Raw genomic sequence first — 17,598 nt, 5'->3', positions numbered from 1 at the left:
CGGTGAGGAGACCGGCGACGGCCCGCCGGTTGATCGAGCGGATCGGCGGGTGAGGAGACCGGCGACGGCCCGCCGGTTGATCGAGCGGATCGGCGGGTGAGGAGACCGGCGACGGCCCGCCGGTTGATCGAGCGGATCGGCGGGCGACGACACCGGCCACGGCCCGCCGGTTGATCGAGCGGGACCCGGGCCGCTGGCGCTTTAGGCCTCCTTGAGTTAATCGCGCCGTCGTTCGAGGCATCACGCCCTGATGACGGGACAAATGAGACGTTCGCCCGGCGGGAAAATGATCACATTCGTGGCAGCGTTCACCGTGGTCGCTACGTGGGCGACGGTCAACGCCCAGGCGGCCACGACGGTACGAGCGTCATCCACCTCTGCGATCCCGCCGCTGCCCTGTCGGCAGCCGGCCCGGTCCAGGCCGACGGTCGTCCTGATCCACGGAGCCTGGGCCGACACGTCGAGTTGGAACGGCGAGGTGGACGCTCTGCGGCGAGCAGGCTATGACGCGCGGGCCATAGCAAATCCGCTGCGGAACCTGACCAGCGACGCCGCGACCGTCGCCTACTTCCTGAAGACCATCTCCGGCCCGATCGTGCTCGTCGGGCACTCGTACGGAGGCTCGGTGATCACGAACGCGGCCGCGGGCGTGCCGAACGTCAAGGCCCTCGTGTACGTCGACGCCGCGGCGCCGGACATCGGGGAGACCACCGGCGGGCTCAGCGGCTCCGGCTCCGACCTCGACAAGGACGCGGCCACCCTCTACGACAAGGTGTCCTACCCGGGAGCACCCCACGGAGCGACCGACCTCTATCTCAAGCAGAACGTCTTCGTCCATTCGTTCGCCTCGGACCTGCCGCAGGACACCGCCGTACGCCTGTGGGCCTCCCAGCGAGCCGCCTCGACCAGCGCGTTCACGACGCCGTCGAAGGCCGCGGCGTGGAAGACGATCCCGTCCTGGTACTTCATCAGCACCGGCGACCGGATCATCACGCCGGCCTCGGAGCGGTCCATGGCCCGCCGGGCGCACTCGAAGATCACCGAGTTCCACGGCGGCTCTCACCTGACCCTCGTATCGCACCCGCACGCCGTGACGTCCGTGATCGGATCCGCGATCTGCTCCGTGCGTTAGCCGGCCTTCTCCGTACCGCGTCGAGCCGCCCGCAGGGCGTGGTGCGCGTAGCGGGTGAGCGGCGCGATAACCGGTTGCGCCGGCGGATCAGTCGGCTAAGGTGCGGCTCGTGACTCGGCAACAAGACGGAGAGCTGGGCGAGGGGGAGACAGCCCGCGCGCGGTGAGCCCGCGCGTCCGCTCTTCTCGATGACGGCGCGGCCGGTGTATCACCGGCCGTTTCGTGCTGCCTGGACGCGGTATCCGTCCCGCCTCCTTGCTGGAGTCATCCTTGTCGTTTCCTCCTGTCTCGCGTCACCGCCTGTCCACGCGGCAACGCCATTACCTTCTCGCCGCCGGCCTCTTCCTGGTCCTGGGCTTCCACGTCGGCGTCTGGGCCGTTCAGCTGGCCGAGCTGGCGTCCGCCCTGCGCCTGAAGCCCGGCACCCTGGGCATGGCGGTGACGGCCGCCGCGACCGCCGGGGTCATCACCCTGTTCGGTGGCGGACGTCTCGTCGACCGGGTCGGGCGCCGCCCGATCATCCTCACCGGACTCACCGGAACAGCGGCGGCCTTCGTGCTGCTCGGGTGGGTCGTTTCAGCCGACACGCTGGTCGCGGTGTTCGTCATGTACGGCCTGATGGTGAGCTTCATCGACCTCGGCGCCAACACGGTCGGCGCCGACTACGAGCGGACCTACGACCGCCAGGCCATGACCGGGCTGCATGCCGGGTTCAGTCTCGGGGCGCTGCTGGGCGCCGCCCTCAGCGCATCGCTGCTTTCGATCGGCATCGGGTTTCACGTCGTCTACCTCCTCCTCGCGGGTGTCCTCGCCGCAGCAGGCCTGACAGTGCGCAGAGCGTCCCTGCCGCCGTGGCGGGAGGCCGGGCGCGGCGAGAATCCCGGTCACCGGAAGCAAGGCGTATGGCGTATCCCGGCGGTCGGGCTCGCCATCGCCGTGGTGACGGTGACCTTCTTCGGAGACGGCGCGCTGGAGAGCTTCCTGGCGATCTACCTGCGGCAGGCTCGTTCCTCCAGCATCGCGCTCACCGGAATGGGCATCGGCGGCTACCACCTGGCATCGCTCCTCGGCCGGCTCCTCGCCGCCCGCCTGCTGCGGCGATGGGGAGAACGCCGGGTACTGCTCGGCGCCGGGCTCCTCGCCTCCGCGGGAATCGCCTGCGCCGTCGGCGCGCCGGGGGCCGCTTCGGCGATCGCGGGTCTGCTGCTTACGGGCCTGGCCGTCGCCCCGATCGTCCCGACCGCGCTGTCGCTCGCCGGACGCGGCGCACCCGGCCGTTCCGGGGAGGCGGTGGCGACGACCACCGCGGCCGGCTACAGCGCCTTCATCCTCAGCCCCGCCCTCATCGGCGGTATCGCCGACGCCACCGCCTTGCGAACGGCCCTTGCGCTGCTGGTCGGCACCAACCTCGTCGTGGCCCTCCTCTCGGCACGGTGGCCTTCCACGGCATCGAAGTCCCCGGACCCATGAACCTACGATCTCCGGCTGGAATACTCGGCGGACCATTGGGAGACGACGACGACCCCCGGGCAGCCGGACCGGCTGCCCGGGGGTCGTGCTCGACGCGGTGCGCGGATGACGGGACGGGTCAGACCTCGATCAGGCAGCCGTGCTCGTCGGTGCGGTCGGCGGTGTCGTCGTCGAACCACACGCCGCCCGTGGCCAGGTAGCGGAACCGGTGGACGCCGGGGGAGAGGGTCACCGAGACGCTACGCGTGCCGTTGCGTCGCCGGACGAGCTCGTGACGACCGGGCTCCCAGCCGTTGAAGTCGCCGACCACGCTGACGACGCCGTCGGGTAGGTCGTGGGGGAGGCTGAACGTGACGCGGGTCTTGCGGCCGAAAAGCCGTGAGCGCCTGAGCATCGGGGCTCCTCGTGGAGGGGGGACCGTGAGATCGGTCCCAGCTTGGGCGCGGCCGGAGTCGGGCGGACCGGACGACACGGCGTGTAACCCAGAATTCACGCAGGTCGCGCCGGGCGGGTCAGAAGCGGTACCGCAGGAGCCGTCCCATGTTCCGGATCGCCGGGATGTGGTTCATCGCGCGGCAGGCCAGCCGGGTCGGCCGGCCGTACCGGTCGAGTTCCGGGATGTCGAAGAACGTCTGCTCGGCGACGAACGCCAGGCCGGGCACGAGGGCCTCCACGTCGTGAGGGTGGTCGATGCCCCACCCGCCCAGTTTCGCCCCGGACGCCTTGATTACCCCCTGGCGGGCACCGGCCCGCATACCGAGTGAGTTCCACGCGTCGAACATGAGCACGCCCCCGGGCAGGTGGTGCGTCACCCGCTCGAAGAGGACCCTGGTCTCCTCCCGGGTGAGGTACATCGTGAGCCCTTCGGCGATGACCACCGCGAACCCGTCGGCGGGCACCTCCGCCAGCCAGCCCGGGTCGGTCACGGAGGACGCGATCAGGTGGTAGCCGGGCCGCTCCGGGTACAGGCGGCGCCGCAGCGCGATCACATCGGGATAGTCGACGTCGTACCAGCGGACCGTCCGCGGCGGATCCAGCCGGTACACCCGGGAGTCCAGGCCGCAGCCCAGGTGCAGCACGGTCGCATCGGGAAGTTCCGCCAGGGCGCTCCGCGCCCAGTCGTCGAGGTACCGCGAGCGGACGGCGGCGGAGACGGCCGTGTTCCGGGTCACCTTCAGGCGGGAGAAGTCGTAGTCGATCCGGTCGACCGCCCGCTCGGCCTGCTCGTCGACGAGGATCGGCTCCGCGGACCGGCTCTCCATCGCCTTGCCGTACAGCGTCGCCAGCATCGTCTCCTGCACGCCGGACAGGGCGATCTTCTCGGTCGTCACGGCAGGTCCCGTCCCTTCACCGACCTTGACAGCGGGTACGGTTCAGAACCTACATTGAATTCACAGATTAGTGAAACTTTGAAAGTGTCTCAATGCACGTTCAGGGGGCGGGCGTGTGCGGCGAACGCGTCGGCCGCGGCGAGGTCGAACTCCCCGTGGTCGCTGCCGAGCCCCTGAGCCACCAGCGCCGCGGCCGCGCAGCCGAGCACGGCGGCCTCCCGCAGCGGACGGCCGAGGCCGACGCCGCGCAGGAACCCGGCCGAGAACGCGTCGCCGCAGCCGGTGGTGTCGACGACCTCGACGGCGAACGCCGGCACTTCGAGGGTCTCGTCGGCGGTCATCACCAGCGCGCCGCGCGCTCCCCGGGTGACCGCGACGCAGCCGACACCCCGGTCCAGCAGCGCGCGAGCGCCGTCCTCGAGCGTGGCGGCGCCGGTGAGGCCGAGGACCTGCTCGTCATTGGGCAGCAGGTGGTCCAGGCCCGGCAGCGCGGGTGCGATCGTGTCGAGGAACCCAGGATCGCCGGGGGCGAGCAGGTCGGCGGAGGTGACCACGCCCGCCGACCGCGCGGCGGCGAGGATCTTCGCCGCGTTCTCGCCGCCCATGAGTTCGGGCGCGCCCAGGTGGAGGTGGGTGGCGGAGGCGATGTCGGCGTACGGGGCGTCGTCGCTGCCGTAGGCGATGTTCGCGCCCAGGACGTGGAAGGCGGGCCTGCTGCCGTCCGGGCGGATCGGCAGCACCGACGCCGAGGTCTGCACGGTGTCGCGGCGCACCACCAGCGACGTGTCGATCCCGTACCGGGCGAGCATGGTCAGCAGCAGGTCGCCGATCGGGTCGGCGCCGACCGCCCCGGCGGTGCGGACCGTCGCACCGAGCTTGGCCAGGGTGACCGCGGTTCCCGCGGCCGTTCCCGCCGGGCTGAAGCGGATCTGATCGACGAGTGCCGCGCCCTGCCCTTCCGGGATCGCCTCGACCGGACGGACCTGCACGTCGAACACGTGCGCGCCGAGGGTGATGATCGTCTGCGTCATCAGGCGTTCTCCTTGTCGATCCGCCGGGTCCGGCCGTAGCCGCGGTTCAGCGCCGCCGTGATCACGGCGGCCTGCTGGTCGGTGCTCAGTGCCCGGGGCGTGCCGATCGTGGCGGCGCGGAGGTAGACGCCGCACGCCCACTCGAGCAGGAGCGCGTTCTCCACCGCCTTGGCCGGCGTCGGGCCGTGCGCGATCGCACCGTGGTTGGCCATGAGAGCCGCCGACCTGCCCTCCAGTGCCGTCAGCACCAGCTCCGCGAGTTCCGAGGTGCCGAAGACGGCGAACGGCGCCACCCGTACGGATCCGCCGAGCTGCAACTGCTGATAGTGCACGCACGGGAGCTCGTCCAGGACCAGGGACAGCGCCGTGGCCTGCGGCGAGTGCGTGTGTACCACCGCGCCCGCGCCGTACCGCTCGTAGACGCCGAGGTGTAGTTCGAGCTCGGAGGTCGGCTCGAGGTCACCGGCGACCACATCGCCGTCCGGATCCACCACGGTCACCTGATCCGGCGTGGCATGCCCGAGGACGACGCCGGTCGCGGAGACGGCGATGTGCTCACCCGAGCGCACGCTCACGTTGCCCGCCGTACCGATGAGCAGCCCTTCGCGGGCGAGGTCGTGGCATGCCGCGGCCACCGAGCGTCGCTGCCGTTCCAGGTCCGCCATGGCACCGAAGGCTAATGCTGAACATGAATGAAAGTCACGTTCAGTTTCTAGTGGTGGAGGTCAGAACGCACAGGGCAGCCGGTTGATCCCGTTCACGAAGCTCGTACGCTGCCGGACCGGCGGGGCGGTGGTGTGGATGCCGGGAAGCCGGGTGAACAGCTCCCGCAGCAGCACCGTGATCTCACGCCGGGCTAGGTGCGCGCCGAGGCAGAAGTGGGGACCCGGCCCGCCGAACCCGACATGCGGATTGGGCGTACGGGTGATGTCGAAGACATTGGGGCGGTCGAAGACGGCCTCGTCCCGGTTGGCCGAGTTGTAGTAGAGGACGACGCGTTCCCCGGCCCGGTAGGTGTGCCCGAGAAGCTCCACGTCGCGGGTGACGGTGCGGCGCATCCAGGTGACCGGCGTGGCGTACCGGACGACCTCCTCGACGGCCGCCGGCAGGCGGGCCTCCAGATCGTCCAGGAGCAGCGCCCGCTGGTCGGGGTGGTCGGTGAACAGCGCGAGCGCGTGGGACAGCGCGGTGCGGGTCGTCTCGTTGCCGGCGACCACGAGGAGCCCGAAGAACTTCCCAAGCTCGCGCTCGGTGAGGAACTCTCCGTCGACGTCGGCGTGGACGAGCGCGGTGACCAGGTCGTCGGACGGCTGCGCCCGCCGGGCCTGGGCGAGCTCTCCCATCAGGGCGTGCAGGAAGGAGAACTTCTCCATGAGCACCGAGACCCGGTCCTGCCCGTCGGGCCCCACATAGTCGGGGTCGCCTATCGCGATGATGACGTTGGTCGCGTCGATGACGTCGCCGTACGCCGACTCCGGGATCCCCATCATCGCGCAGATGATCGTGAGCGGCAGCGGCATCGCCACGTCGGTGACGAAGTCGCAGGGGCCGCGCTCGGCCAGGCCGTCGACGATCTGAGCGGCGATCAGGGCGACGTCGTCCTCGAACTTCTTGACCATCCTGGGCGTGAAGGCGCGCGAGACGATGCGGCGCATCCGCGCGTGCCGCGGATCGTCCAGGCTGATCATGGAGCCGACGTAGTCGCGCAGCTCGGACGGCGGGTCGTCGAGACTCGTCGCGGTCGGCTCGGAACTGAAAACCTGAGGGTTCCGGCTGGCCTCGAGGATCTCGGCGTGGCGGGTGAGGGCGTAGAAGCCGTCCACCGGCTGTCCGGGTCGGGGATATTCGACGAACACCGGCTCCCCGGCCGCCCGCAGCTTCGCGAACACCTGATGACGCTCGGCTGGGGGCCGTGCCCAGAAGTCGAGCCGCGCGAGGTCCGCACCGTACGTCATGGCCACCGCCCCGAGATCGACGTCAGCGGATCTACTGACGCCCACGGTAAGTCACGGTCGATGTATCTGTCACCGGAGCCGGGCGAGCCGTGTTCGTCGGGTTTTTCCGCCCGTATACAAAAAGGCGGTTCCGGTTACCGCGGCGTCACAGCGGCGATCACGCGACGCAACGAGGGTTCCCCAGAGTGGTCGGCATGGGACTGAAGCTCAGGAAAGGCCGCTCGATCGACCATCCGGGCGTCGGTGCCCCTCACGGCCACGGCACGCGAGCCTGGCGGCGCGAGGCCGTCGAGTTCGCGGCGCTGTTCGTGGCGGCGGGCATCGCCCACCTGTTCTCCACGGCGCTGGGCCACCGCGAGTCCGGCGCGCTGATGCTGATCGCGCTCGGTGGCGTCCTGTGCGCGATCGTGTCGGCGCACATCTGGCTCACCCACCGGCGTCACACGACTGGATCCCGACCCGTGTCGGAGACCGTGGTCCCGGCCGCCCGCCTGTGGCGCGTACGGGCGCGGGTACGGGAGACACCGGGGCAACTGGCGGCGCTGGCCGCCGCGACCGCCGCGATCGGCGGCAACATCATGTCGCTCAGCACCCAGCCCGACACCGACGGCACCGTCGACGAACTCCACGTCCAGCTGCCCGAGCCCGTACAGGCCGAGACACTGGTCGAGGCGCTGACCGCGGCGGGCGGCCGGTCGGTACGGGCCCGCCCGGCCACCATGCGCGAACTGGTCGACCCGGTCACCCGCGCCCTCCTGCTGGCGTCCTGGGCCGCTGAGGATCCGGATCGGCTGCCGGTCGCCCTCGCGGCACTGCTGGAGGCGCGCTTCGTCCCCGACACCGGCGACCACGACGGTCGCGAGACCCTGTCCCTGACCGCGCCGTCGGGGGACCGGATCCGCCTGCACCGGCCAGGGCTGCCCTTCACCGCCACCGAGACGGCCCGCGCGCTGGCGCTGCTCGGCCAGGCAGTCCGGACGGCCGAACCACGGACGGCATGAGCCGCGAGCCCGGACGCGCTCATCCGAGGACGGCGCGGACCCCGGACCGCGGGCGCGCTCACCGGAGGTCGGTGCGGATCCCGGACCGCGGGCGCTCACCGGAGGTTGGCGCGGATCCCGGACCGCGGGCGCGCTCGCCCGACGAGCCGGGAGCCGGTGCGCGATATCCGGTTGCCGGCAGCGGACAGGATCCCGCCCGACTGGCGCGACGGCGCCGCCACCGGCCGCGCCGTCCAAGAGCGCATGACGATCCTGGAGCGCACCGGCGCCCGGCTGTTCGTCGAGCGGCTCCGCCTGGAATGGCGCCCCGGGACCCTGCTTCCCGAACTGAGCGGCCGTCTCGCCTTCCGCACCCCTCACGACAGTGCGGAACTCCTCGGCCTCATGGTCTCGGTCCTGGACGGGACACTGGACGCCCACGGCCGCGACGACCTGACCCGCATGTCACCCCACCAGGCCGCGAGCCACCACTACGAGGACGAGCTCGCGCGCTACACCAGCCCCCGAGACTGGTGGCGCGTCGCCACCCTGCCCGGTGGGGAACCCGTCGGCTTCGTGATCCCGGCCTACAACGCGTACAACCCGATCATCGCCTACATCGCGGTGCTGCCCGAACACCGCGGCAACGGCTATATCGACGACATCCTCGCCGAAGGCACCCGCATCCTCGCCACCGAGAACGCCCCCCGCATCCGGGCTTCGACGGACCTCGGCAACACGCCCATGGCCGACGCCTTCCAGCGCGCCGGATACGTCAACTTCGAACGCGAGATCAACATGACCTGGGACTGACGCACGACCACGAGGCGCTGTCCGTTCCCGGGATCGCGGCGAAGGCCAGGAGGGGTGCGGCGGTTCGAAGAATGCTTCCGGCAAGCCAAGAACGAGGCCGGACCGGCAGCAGGGCGGCGAGCACTCCTCACTCCACCCCGATCCCGCTCCCGAGGCCGCCTCCGGGGTCGCCCGCGAGGCCGGCCCGGCCTCCTGATGCGGTGGGCGACGGCGAGTAGTCGTCGACGGTCATGGAATCGTAGAGGCGTGCGCTCTTGGTGGTGAGGCGGACGAGGGCGCGGCTGGGCCCCGCGGGCAGGGCGGAGATCAGGCGGGCTCCCTGGACCAGTCCGGACACGCCGAGGCGGGACGTGGGGATCAGGGTCTTCGCCGCGCTCAGCGCGACCGCGCGGCTGCCACGCACGTACTCCGCCATCGCGCGCTCGTAGGCGGGGAAAGCACGTTCGTGGTCGCCGCCAGCCCGTGCCAGCTCCCCGGCGAGGACGTACGCGCCGACGACGGCCAGGCTGGTGCTGCCGCCGACGGCCGGGCCGGGGCAGTAGCCCGCGTCGCCGACGAGCGTCACCCTCCCTCGCGACCAGGTGTCCATGCGGAGCTGAGTGATCGAGTCGAAGTAGAACGCCGGGGTGCGGTCGAGCTCGTCCAGCCAGCGGTCCACGTCGGCGTGCATGCCGTCGAACGCACCGCGCAGCAGCTCCTTCTGCCGGGGCACGTCCCGGTAGTGGTAGTCGAGCTCGCGCTCGCTCCGGAACAGGAACAACGCCCGCGCGTCGCCGAGGTGCCGCGCGCCGTACATGCCGGCAGTGCGGCCGACGCCGACATGGATGAGGAGCTCGCCGTCGAGGCCGGCGGTGTTGGGCAGGGTCAGCACCCCGAGGTAGGCCCCGATGAAGGCGCTGAAGCGGGACTCGTCGCCGAAGACGAGGCGACGCACGGTGGAGTGCAGCCCGTCCGCGCCGACGACGAGGTCGAACCGGCGCGGCGCGGCGTTCTCGAACCGCACCTCGCCGTCGGGCGAGATCGCGGCGATCGAGTCGCCGAAGACGTACTCGACGTCGTCGCGCGTGGCGTTGTGGTAGATCTCGCTCAGGTCGTCGCGCATGATCTCGACGTGCCGGTCGGAGGTGGCGCTGAAGATCTTGGAGAGGTCCGCCCGGACGGGACGCCGTGCGCCCTCCCGGTAGAGGGTCATCCGGTTCGTGCCGGTGGCCCGCTCCTCGACGCGCGGGAGCACGCCCATCTTCTCCGAGATGTTCATCGCGGGCCGGAACAGGTCGACGGCGTGGCCGCCGGTCTTGCGCAGAGCGGGCGCGCGCTCGACGACGGTGACGGAGAAGCCGTGCCTGGTGAGCCAGTACGCCAGCACCGGACCGGCGATGCTGGCGCCGGAGATGAGAATCCGCATGAGCATGCCTCCTTACTTAACGATAGGTAAGTATACGCGGTTACTTACCTATCGTTAAGTCAGATAGGCTGGCGGCGTGCCTCGTCCCTCTGACACCAAGCGGCGGATCCAGGAGGTCGCCCGCGAGCTCTTCGCGAAGCAGGGTGTGCAGCGGACCAGCCTGCAGGAGATCGCCGACCGGCTGGGCATCACCAAGCCGGCGCTCTACTACCACTTCTCCTCACGCGAGGAACTGGTCCGCAGCATCGTGCAGCCGATCATCGACGAGGAAGAGGCGTTCCTGGCGGACCAGGAGGCGCTGGACGAGGTCGAGCCCCGCGCCCTGCTGGAGGCCTACTTCGACTTCCACTACCGCCACCGCAGAGAGATCGTGCTCATGCTCAGCGAGCTGACCACGCTCGCCGACCTAGGCCTGATCGACCTCGTGCTGGACTGGCGCGGGCGGCTGGTGAAGCTGCTGTACGGCTCCGAACCCACGCTGGAGCAGGCCACCCGGGCCGTGATCGCCTTCGGCGGCCTCCAGGACTGCACGCTCCAGTTCGCCGACATGCCGAAGGACGAGCTCTGCCGGGCGGCCGTGGACGGCGCCTGCGCGGCCCTGGGCATCGAGCCGCAGCGCGAAGCCCGGCGAAGGGCGTAATCATGCCCCGTCCTCGATGTGCCGCTCGTCGATCCGCAGGCCGCCGACGGCCTTGACGCGGATGCGTACGGCGTCGCCGGGCAGGTAGGCGATCGGGACCTCGTCCACCGGGCGGTCGAAAGGAGCCTGGTCGGTGAATGGTGGATTCCGGGCGGGGTGCGGGCGCCGGCCGCCTCACGGCCGTCCGGCGCCGGCCAGCCGGGCGATCTCCTTGAGGCAGTCGGTCGGTGACGTGGCACCGCCCTCGTCGTACGCGGCGGTGAACGCCGCCTCCGGCAGCGCGGCGCGGATGCGGGCCGTGGCGCGGTCGATGTCGTCGCGCTCGACGGGGCCGGCGGTCAGGCCGGACGACCGGCGCACCGCGGCCGCCGTGCCCAGGAGACGGGCGGCCGGCGTGGGGTGACCGGCGAGGCCCGGCGCTGGAGGCGGTCCGCGCGTTCGTGGTCGCCGGTCAGCTCCGCCAGGGTGCCGAGCCACTCGGCGGCCTGCAACTGTCCCCAGCGGTCGCCGACCTCGGCGAACAGGTGCGCCGCCCGCTCGACCTCGCTCTCCAGCAGGGCGGGGTCCCCATGGGCGTGCGCGTACTTGGCCCGGAGGATGAGGGGCGCGGCCCGGCCCCACTGGTCGCCGACCGCATCGAAACCCTTGAGGGCCTGGTCGAGCAGTTCCGCACCGGCTGCGGGATCCTCGACCTCGCCCGCGGTGAAGGCCAGGAACCACTGGGCCCGGGCCAACGCGGCCGGCGCGTCGGCCTCCTCGAAGAGCCGCAGCGCCGCCTGCCGGCGGGCGGCCCAGCCGGTGTGGTCGCCCTGCAGGAGGGCCATGCCGGCGCGCCAGGCCAGCGCCGTGGCACGACGCCGCGCCTGCTGCGGGGCAGGCGCCGGATCACTGTCGAGCCCGAGGGCGGGCACCGGATCACTGTCTAGCCCTCGCAGTTGTCCAGTACCAGCAGCAGCCGCCGCGCCGACAGGGCGTCGGCGAGGCGGTCGACCGGCGCGACGGGTCCGCCCTCGCCCGCGGCGTCGCGGATGTCGAGGACGCGCATCACCGCGTCGGCCGGCGCGTCCACCGGGACGACCGCCGACACCGAAGACCCGGAAAGGCCCGCCAGTTCGACGAGCCAGGCACCGTCGGGGCCGTCGTCCACCAGCCGGGCGGCGGCCTCGACCGCCAGCCGCGTCTTCCCGACACCACCCGGGCCGGTGAGCGTCACCAGCCGGTCGGTGGCCAGCCGGTCGGTGACCGCGGCGAGGGCGTCGTCGCGGCCGATCAGCGCGGTCGTGGGCGCGTGCAGATTCGTCCGCGGCCGGGCGGGAGCCCCGGCGGCAGGGGCGTCCAGCGCGGGGTCATGCTCGAGGATCGCCTGGTGCAGGGCGACCAGCTCCGGAGTCGGATCCAGTCCGAGCTCGTCGGCCAGCTCGGTGCGCAGCCGGTCATAGCTGTCGAGGGCTTCGCTCTGCCGCCCACTGCGGTACAGGGCGCGCATGTGCGTGGCGCGCAGCCGCTCCCGCAGCGGATGCGCGCTCAGCAGGTGGCCGAGCTCACCGACCAGCGCGCCGTGCTCGCCGAGGGCGAGACGGACCTCGGCGTGCTCTTCCAAGGCGGTGAGCCACTGCTCCGTCAGCCGCGCGACGGTCGCCTGCGCGAACGGCTCATCGGCGAAGTCGGCGAGCGCCGGACCCCGCCACAGGGCCAGGGCGTCCGCCAGGGCCGCCGCCGCGGCCGGCTCGGCGGCGTCGCGTGCCCGGCGGATGAGCGACCGGAACCGGTGTGCGTCCAGCCGGTCGTCGTCGACCTGGAGGAGGTATCCGGCCGGCCGGGACACCACGAGCGTCCGCGCGCCGGGCTCGGCATCCTCTAGGACCCGCCGCAGCTGGGAGACCTTGGCCGAGAGCGCTCCGGCGGGGTTCCCGGGCAGCCGGTCGCCCCAGAGATCGTCGATCAGCCGGTCGGCGGGGACCGGACGTCCCGCGTGCACCAGCAGGTCGGCCAGCAGCGCCCGGACCTTCAAGCCGGGCACCGGGACGGGGCGGCCGTCGTCGGTCCACACGGAGAGGGGACCGAGCATCCCAAAGCGCATGAGCCGCACGATAACCCCGGAGGGCCCCGCCCCGCGCTCCGTGGGAACCGTCGCGGCGCGCTTGTACGGAAGCGGCTGCCCGTACGGCCGCGGCGACTCCGGACGGCCCCGCTGCGTTGGCGTCAGGAACGAAGGGTGCGCAGGCCGGTGCGGATTTCGCTGACCAGGATCTCGGGCTGTTCCAAGGCCGCGAAGTGCCCGCCCTTGTCGGCCTCGCCGTAGTGGATCAGATTGCTGTAGGTGTCTTCGATCCAGCTTCGTGGCAGGCGTGGGATGTCCCTCGGGAAGACGGTCACCGCGACCGGAAGCGTCAGCTTTGGGCCGGCGAGAGTAGCCGATTTGTTCTCCCAGTAGATGCGGCCGGACGACGCTGCGCTGTTGGTGAACCAGTAGAGGGATATCGCGTCGAGCATGTCGTCCATGCTCAGGGCGTCCTCGGCGAGCCCGTGGTTGTCGGTCTTGGACTGGAACTTCTCGTAGATCCAGGCTGCCTGACCAGCGGGAGAGTCCGCCAGAGCGAATCCGACAGTCTCCGGCTTCGTGCGCTGAAGGTGGTTCGACCCACCGAGATCGCCGGTGTAGAGGGCGAGGGTCTCCACGGCGTAGCGCTGTTCGGGCGACAAGGTGTCGGGTATCTGTGCGGGAAAGGCGTACTGGGTGTTCAGATGAATTCCGAGAAGCCCCTCAGGTTGCATGGCACCGAGGGCGGTGGTGACGACGGCACCCCAATCGCCGCCTTGCGCGGCCCATCTCGTGTAGCCGAGACGCTTCATCAGCTCCACCCACGCGCTTGCGATGCGCGATACAGTCCACCCGGTCTCTGTGGGCTTCTGGGAGAACCCGAACCCGGGGAGCGACGGGACGACGACGTCGAATGAGTCGGCGGCGTCTCCTCCGAACGAAACCGGATCGGTCAGCGGGCCGATCAGCTTCAGGAACTCGACGATCGAGCCCGGCCACCCGTGCGTGAGTATCAGCGGCATCGCGTTGGGATTCTTGGACCTGACGTGGATGAAGTGGATGTCCAGCCCATCGATCTCGGTCAGGAACTGGGGGAAGCGATTGAGCCCGGACTTGAAGCGCCGCCAGTCGTAGCCGCGCTCCCAGTAGTCGACCAGAGATCTGGCGTTCTCTACGCGAACCCCTTGCGACCAGTCGCCCACCGTTTCCGGATCCGGCCATCGAGTTCTGGCCAGTCGCTGCTTCACGTCGTCGATCTCCGAATCCGGGATCGAGACGGTGAACGGGCGGACGAGGGCCGAGGTCGGCGGCGTCGGTGCGGTCATTGCCTTCTTCTCCTGGGCTTCGAAGCACAGCACAACTCTCCGTTGCACACCAGTGTGCAATCTACTTCACTGCACACTGGTGTGCAACAATGGTGTCGTGCCCACCGAGTCCTCCCGTGTGCGCTTGAACGAGACACGCGATCGCATCCTCGACGTCGCCCTCGACGTGCTGGGAGAGAACCCCGACGCCGGCATGGGCGACATCGCCTCCGCTGCCGGCGTCGTCCGTCGCACCGTCTATGGCCATTTCCCCTCGCGCCTCGACCTGGTTCGGACACTCACGGAACGGGCCGTCACCGAGATGACAGCCGTGCTCACCGAAGTCAACGCCTCCGACGCAGAAGCGGACGCGGCGTGGGCCGAATTCATCGCCCGCCTCTGGCCGGTGGCGCACCGGTACCGAGTGCTGCTGGCGCTGCGCCGTGGCGAGTACGGCGAGGCGATCCACGGCCTGCTCGGGCCAGTCGACAAGCTTCTCGCCGACCTCGTGAAACGTGGCCAGGACACCGACGTGTTCGCACAGCACCTGCCGGCAGGCATTCTGAGCCAGGTTGCCTACGGCGTCGTGTTCGCCATCGCGGACAGCGACCTGTCGAACGGGACCCTCGGCGCCCGAGCAGCGACGATCACGAGCCTGCTGATGCTCGGAGTTCCCGAGACGCGCGCAATCGCTCTCGTGGGCGACCAGCCCTGACCCGCAGCACTCGAGCCGAGCCGCGGATCGTCCTGCTCCGGACACGACATCGACACCGCACCCCGCCAAGAATCCGGTGAGAACAGTTGATCGCGACGATGTCGCCGCGTCGTACGGTCACGCCGTAGTCGAGCGCGGCCCGTTCGGCGGGCTCCAGCTCGGTGGCGCGGAGGAAGCCGGCGACCTTGCCGGGCATGTCGAGGGTGACCGGCAGTTCCAGGGTGGGGACGTCCTCTCGGTCGGCGGCGGTGTGCTCGGGCATGAGTGCCTGTTTCTGAACCCCGTATCGGCAGGTCAAAAGGCTGAGCGGTGGTGAACGCTCAAACAGTTGCGGGCTGGCAGAGGAGGCTTGTACCGCACCAGTTCTGCTGGTTGAGATGGTCGAGCATGGCCGTCTCTGCCGAACCCGGATTGCGCCGCACGCCGACGAGGACGGGTTCGGTCAGGGAGGGCATTAGCGGGCAGGCCAGTTCTTCGAAGCCTTCGGGGATGGCCGAGGCCGGGACCACAGTGACGCCCAAGCCCTGCGCCACGAGCCGCACCGCAGTGGAAATCTGAGACGCTCGGGCCACCGTGTGCGGGCTGAGGCCCGCGTTGGCGAGCAGGCGGGCGAGGTAGTCGTCGAGCAGGCTGGCGTGCCGGAACCGGATCCACCCCTCTGACGCCAGGTCTTTCAGGCGCAGGGCGGTGCCGTCCGAGAGAAACGGGTGCCCCTTCGGCAGGACGGCGACGTAGGTTTCCTCGCCCAGAGTGTGAATGTCGAAGGTGCACCCGGCGGGGAAGCGGTGCACGAGGATCATGTCGAGGGTTCCCTGGCGGACCAGTCGTTCCATGTCCGCGGGATCGGGCTCCTCGTGGAGAGTCACTTGCAGTTTCGGGTGGCGATTGCGCAGCTGCCCCAATACCTGGGGCAGCTGGCGTGCTCCCAGGCCCATGTGGACAGCCATGATGAGTTCGCCTGCCAGTTCCCCGTCGGCGGCGCGGTGCGGCCATGATGGCACGCCGGGATGCGGTCGTCGCGATTTTCGCCTCCGCGAGGAAAGCCCGCCCTGCCACCGTCACCCCGCTCGGGGCGCGGGTGAACAGCTGCACCCCGAGGTGCTTCTCCAAGGTGCGGCGGGCGGGCCGGACCGGCCGGTCGGTTCGGGGACGGGCGGGCCGGGTGCCCCGGCGGTCTGTTCGGGGATGGGCGGGTCGGACCGGTCGGTCGGTTCGGGCGCGGGCGGGCCGGGTGACCCGGCACTCGGGCGGTCGGGTGGGTCTGGGCGGTGGTGCCGTCGGTCGGTCATCGGGCGTCGCTCCGGCGAACGGGAGTGAAGCGGACGGGCAGGTGCTTGATTCCGGCGATGAAGTTGGAGACCAGACGGGCGGGCGGGCCGGCGGCCTCCAGGTCCGGCAGCCGCCAGAGGAACTCCCGGTAGAAGATCCGCAGTTGCAGGCGGGCGAAGTGCGCGCCGAGGCACACGTGCGGGCCGTCGCCGAACGCCACGTGGTCGTTCGGGCGTCGCGCGATGTCGAACCGCGTCGGTTCGGCGAATCTCCGCTCGTCGCGGTTGGCGGAGGCGTGGAACACCACCACCTTGTCGCCCGCGGCGATCGGGCGTCCCGCGAGCGCGGTGTCCCGCGCGGCGGTGCGCCGGAAGCTGAGCACGGGCGGATGCCAGCGCAGCATCTCCTCGATCGCGGAGTCGAGCAGCTCGGGGTGGCCGAGGAGGCGCCGGTGCTGGTCCGGATGGTCCAGTAGCGCCATGACGCCGCCGGGCAGGCCGGAGCGTACGGTGTCGTTGCCGGCGATCACCAGGAGGAAGAAGAACATCGACAGCTCGGGGTCGGTGAGGCCCCGGCCGTCCACCTCGGCCGTGGCGAGGGCCGTCATCAGGTCGTCCGCCGGGTTCCGGCGCTTGACCGCGGCGAGCGCGTGGGCGTACTCGAACATGTCGCGGAGCGCCGCCGGGGACCGCGGGTTGACCGGTGCGCCGTCCGGCCCGTGGGCGGCCCCGCCGTGCTCGGGATCCTGGTAGCCGATGACGCGGTTCGTCCACTCCAGGATCCAGCCGCGGTCCTCCTCCGGGATGCCGAGCAGGTCCGCGAGATTCTGGATCGGATACTCGTCGGTGACGTCGACCGGCAGGTCGCATTCGCCGCGTTCGGCGATGCCGTCGACGAGCAGGCGGGCGCGCCGCTCGACGTCGGCCGCGAACCGCTCGACCCGGCGGGGCGTGAACACCCTGGCGGCGATGCGCCGCAGCCGGCCGTGCTCCGGCGGATCGAGGTTGAGCATCATCTGCCGGATGAACGGGAGGTCGGCGGGGTCCGGGTCGCGGATCTGCGTCGCCCCGATCCAGGAGCTGTACTCGGCGGGAGTGCGCAGCACGTGGGCCACGTCCGCGTGCCGGGTCACGGCCCAGAAGCCCGGCCCGGCCGGCCAGCCGCCGACCTCGTGCTCCTCCTGCCAGTGCACCGGGTCCTCGTCCCGCAGGCGACGGTACGTCTCGTGCGGGACGCCCCGCGCGTAGCCGCGCGGGTCGAACACGTCGAGGTCCGCGGGCGTCCCGGCCTCTCGCCCGGGCGTCATGCGGCCAGGAAGCGCTCGACCGCGGAGACGAGGGCGAGCGGCGTCTCGTCCGTGGCGTAGCGGTGCGGCCCGGAGCCGCACAGGTCATGGGGCAGGGCGACGGACACGGATTCAGACCCCCAGCTCTCATGCCCGAATAATGGGCACGCCGATCGAGGAACGGGCGTTTGTGAGGCGAGCATCGGATCTGGCTCCGCCGCTGTCAA

General features: G+C 70.9%; 19 protein-coding genes. 7 read left to right on the top strand and 12 right to left on the bottom strand.

Annotation, left to right across the window (positions count from 1 at the left end):
* The first annotated feature begins 298 nt into the window (after positions 1 to 298).
* Positions 299 to 1,132: an alpha/beta hydrolase gene (locus tag AB0I04_RS09795; RefSeq protein WP_360881591.1), complete on the top strand. Its 834-nt coding sequence runs from the start codon at positions 299 to 301 to the stop codon at positions 1,130 to 1,132.
* Positions 1,133 to 1,402: 270 nt separating this feature from the next.
* Entirely contained in the window at positions 1,403 to 2,602 is a 1,200-nt protein-coding gene (locus AB0I04_RS09790) for an MFS transporter (RefSeq protein ID WP_360881589.1), read from the top strand.
* 118 nt (positions 2,603 to 2,720) lie between these two features.
* On the opposite strand, the gene AB0I04_RS09785 is transcribed toward AB0I04_RS09790, so the two are convergent.
* The 5 genes from AB0I04_RS09785 to AB0I04_RS09765 form a co-directional block, all read right to left on the bottom strand.
* The gene (locus AB0I04_RS09785) at positions 2,721 to 2,996 is read right to left on the bottom strand and encodes an isoamylase early set domain-containing protein (protein WP_360881587.1); all 276 of its coding nucleotides are present in this window, start codon (positions 2,994 to 2,996) and stop codon (positions 2,721 to 2,723) included.
* A 118-nt stretch (positions 2,997 to 3,114) separates the two neighbouring features.
* On the bottom strand, positions 3,115 to 3,933 hold the full coding sequence (locus AB0I04_RS09780) for a class I SAM-dependent methyltransferase (protein WP_360881585.1): 819 nt from the start codon (positions 3,931 to 3,933) through the stop codon (positions 3,115 to 3,117).
* Between the two features lie 89 nt (positions 3,934 to 4,022).
* Positions 4,023 to 4,964, bottom strand: a complete 942-nt coding sequence (locus AB0I04_RS09775) for a PfkB family carbohydrate kinase (protein WP_360881583.1) — start codon at positions 4,962 to 4,964, stop codon at positions 4,023 to 4,025.
* On the bottom strand, positions 4,964 to 5,629 hold the full coding sequence (locus AB0I04_RS09770; protein WP_360881581.1) for a class II aldolase/adducin family protein: 666 nt from the start codon (positions 5,627 to 5,629) through the stop codon (positions 4,964 to 4,966). Before AB0I04_RS09770 ends, AB0I04_RS09775 begins: the two co-directional genes overlap by 1 nt.
* A 60-nt stretch (positions 5,630 to 5,689) precedes the next feature.
* A complete protein-coding gene (locus tag AB0I04_RS09765) occupies positions 5,690 to 6,919 on the bottom strand; it encodes a cytochrome P450 (RefSeq protein WP_360881579.1) in 1,230 nt (409 codons plus the stop codon).
* Positions 6,920 to 7,113: 194 nt separating this feature from the next.
* Between AB0I04_RS09765 and AB0I04_RS09760 the strand changes: the two genes are divergently transcribed.
* Positions 7,114 to 7,920: a hypothetical protein gene (locus tag AB0I04_RS09760; RefSeq protein ID WP_360881577.1), complete on the top strand. Its 807-nt coding sequence runs from the start codon at positions 7,114 to 7,116 to the stop codon at positions 7,918 to 7,920.
* A 171-nt stretch (positions 7,921 to 8,091) separates the two neighbouring features.
* Complete coding sequence (locus AB0I04_RS09755) at positions 8,092 to 8,712, top strand: GNAT family N-acetyltransferase (RefSeq protein ID WP_360881575.1); 621 nt, start codon at positions 8,092 to 8,094, stop codon at positions 8,710 to 8,712.
* Positions 8,713 to 8,839: 127 nt separating this feature from the next.
* Here the strand turns inward: AB0I04_RS09755 and AB0I04_RS09750 are convergent, their stop codons facing one another.
* On the bottom strand, positions 8,840 to 10,117 hold the full coding sequence (locus AB0I04_RS09750) for an FAD-dependent monooxygenase (RefSeq protein WP_360881573.1): 1,278 nt from the start codon (positions 10,115 to 10,117) through the stop codon (positions 8,840 to 8,842).
* Positions 10,118 to 10,193: 76 nt separating this feature from the next.
* Here AB0I04_RS09750 and AB0I04_RS09745 point away from each other — a divergent pair, with 76 nt between their 5' ends.
* Positions 10,194 to 10,757, top strand: coding sequence for a helix-turn-helix domain-containing protein (locus AB0I04_RS09745; RefSeq protein ID WP_360881571.1), 564 nt, complete (start codon positions 10,194 to 10,196; stop codon positions 10,755 to 10,757).
* 174 nt (positions 10,758 to 10,931) lie between these two features.
* Here the strand turns inward: AB0I04_RS09745 and AB0I04_RS09740 are convergent, their stop codons facing one another.
* From AB0I04_RS09740 to AB0I04_RS09725, 4 genes are all read right to left on the bottom strand, one after another.
* Positions 10,932 to 11,117: a hypothetical protein gene (locus AB0I04_RS09740; protein ID WP_360881569.1), complete on the bottom strand. Its 186-nt coding sequence runs from the start codon at positions 11,115 to 11,117 to the stop codon at positions 10,932 to 10,934.
* Positions 11,096 to 11,668 carry a hypothetical protein gene (locus AB0I04_RS09735; protein ID WP_360881567.1) on the bottom strand — a complete coding sequence of 191 codons (573 nt, stop codon included), beginning with the start codon at positions 11,666 to 11,668 and terminating at the stop codon, positions 11,096 to 11,098. Before AB0I04_RS09735 ends, AB0I04_RS09740 begins: the two co-directional genes overlap by 22 nt.
* An 11-nt stretch (positions 11,669 to 11,679) precedes the next feature.
* Positions 11,680 to 12,837, bottom strand: coding sequence for a BTAD domain-containing putative transcriptional regulator (locus AB0I04_RS09730; protein WP_360881565.1), 1,158 nt, complete (start codon positions 12,835 to 12,837; stop codon positions 11,680 to 11,682).
* A gap of 122 nt (positions 12,838 to 12,959) precedes the next feature.
* A complete protein-coding gene (locus AB0I04_RS09725; RefSeq protein ID WP_360881563.1) occupies positions 12,960 to 14,123 on the bottom strand; it encodes an epoxide hydrolase family protein in 1,164 nt (387 codons plus the stop codon).
* Positions 14,124 to 14,247: 124 nt separating this feature from the next.
* On the opposite strand from AB0I04_RS09725, the gene AB0I04_RS09720 reads away from it, so the two are divergent.
* Complete coding sequence (locus AB0I04_RS09720) at positions 14,248 to 14,817, top strand: TetR/AcrR family transcriptional regulator (RefSeq protein WP_360881561.1); 570 nt, start codon at positions 14,248 to 14,250, stop codon at positions 14,815 to 14,817.
* Positions 14,818 to 14,893: 76 nt separating this feature from the next.
* On the top strand, positions 14,894 to 15,133 hold the full coding sequence (locus AB0I04_RS09715) for a hypothetical protein (protein WP_360881559.1): 240 nt from the start codon (positions 14,894 to 14,896) through the stop codon (positions 15,131 to 15,133).
* Between the two features lie 4 nt (positions 15,134 to 15,137).
* Here the strand turns inward: AB0I04_RS09715 and AB0I04_RS09710 are convergent, their stop codons facing one another.
* Both AB0I04_RS09710 and AB0I04_RS09705 read right to left on the bottom strand, forming a co-directional pair.
* Entirely contained in the window at positions 15,138 to 15,818 is a 681-nt protein-coding gene (locus tag AB0I04_RS09710) for a LysR family transcriptional regulator substrate-binding protein (protein WP_360881557.1), read from the bottom strand.
* Positions 15,819 to 16,102: 284 nt separating this feature from the next.
* On the bottom strand, positions 16,103 to 17,392 hold the full coding sequence (locus AB0I04_RS09705) for a cytochrome P450 (protein ID WP_360881555.1): 1,290 nt from the start codon (positions 17,390 to 17,392) through the stop codon (positions 16,103 to 16,105).
* Positions 17,393 to 17,598 lie beyond the last annotated feature (206 nt).

The sequence above is a fragment of the Actinoallomurus sp. NPDC050550 genome (assembly GCF_040655075.1).
In the GTDB taxonomy this organism is placed as follows: Bacteria; Actinomycetota; Actinomycetes; order Streptosporangiales; family Streptosporangiaceae; genus Actinoallomurus.
Note: the sequence above shows the minus strand (reverse complement) of the source record. Positions and strands in the feature narration are given on the sequence as shown.

What these genes read in the sequence shown, in the direction of transcription:
- AB0I04_RS09785 (WP_360881587.1), bottom strand. Translation starts at nt 2,996, where the DNA reads ATGCTCAGGCGCTCACGGCTTTTCGGCCGCAAGACCCGCGTCACGTTC.
- AB0I04_RS09775 (WP_360881583.1), bottom strand. Translation starts at nt 4,964, where the DNA reads ATGACGCAGACGATCATCACCCTCGGCGCGCACGTGTTCGACGTGCAG.
- AB0I04_RS09770 (WP_360881581.1), bottom strand. Translation starts at nt 5,629, where the DNA reads ATGGCGGACCTGGAACGGCAGCGACGCTCGGTGGCCGCGGCATGCCAC.
- AB0I04_RS09765 (WP_360881579.1), bottom strand. Translation starts at nt 6,919, where the DNA reads ATGACGTACGGTGCGGACCTCGCGCGGCTCGACTTCTGGGCACGGCCC.
- AB0I04_RS09760 (WP_360881577.1), top strand. Translation starts at nt 7,114, where the DNA reads ATGGGACTGAAGCTCAGGAAAGGCCGCTCGATCGACCATCCGGGCGTC.
- AB0I04_RS09750 (WP_360881573.1), bottom strand. Translation starts at nt 10,117, where the DNA reads ATGCGGATTCTCATCTCCGGCGCCAGCATCGCCGGTCCGGTGCTGGCG.
- AB0I04_RS09730 (WP_360881565.1), bottom strand. Translation starts at nt 12,837, where the DNA reads ATGCGCTTTGGGATGCTCGGTCCCCTCTCCGTGTGGACCGACGACGGC.
- AB0I04_RS09725 (WP_360881563.1), bottom strand. Translation starts at nt 14,123, where the DNA reads ATGACCGCACCGACGCCGCCGACCTCGGCCCTCGTCCGCCCGTTCACC.
- AB0I04_RS09705 (WP_360881555.1), bottom strand. Translation starts at nt 17,392, where the DNA reads ATGACGCCCGGGCGAGAGGCCGGGACGCCCGCGGACCTCGACGTGTTC.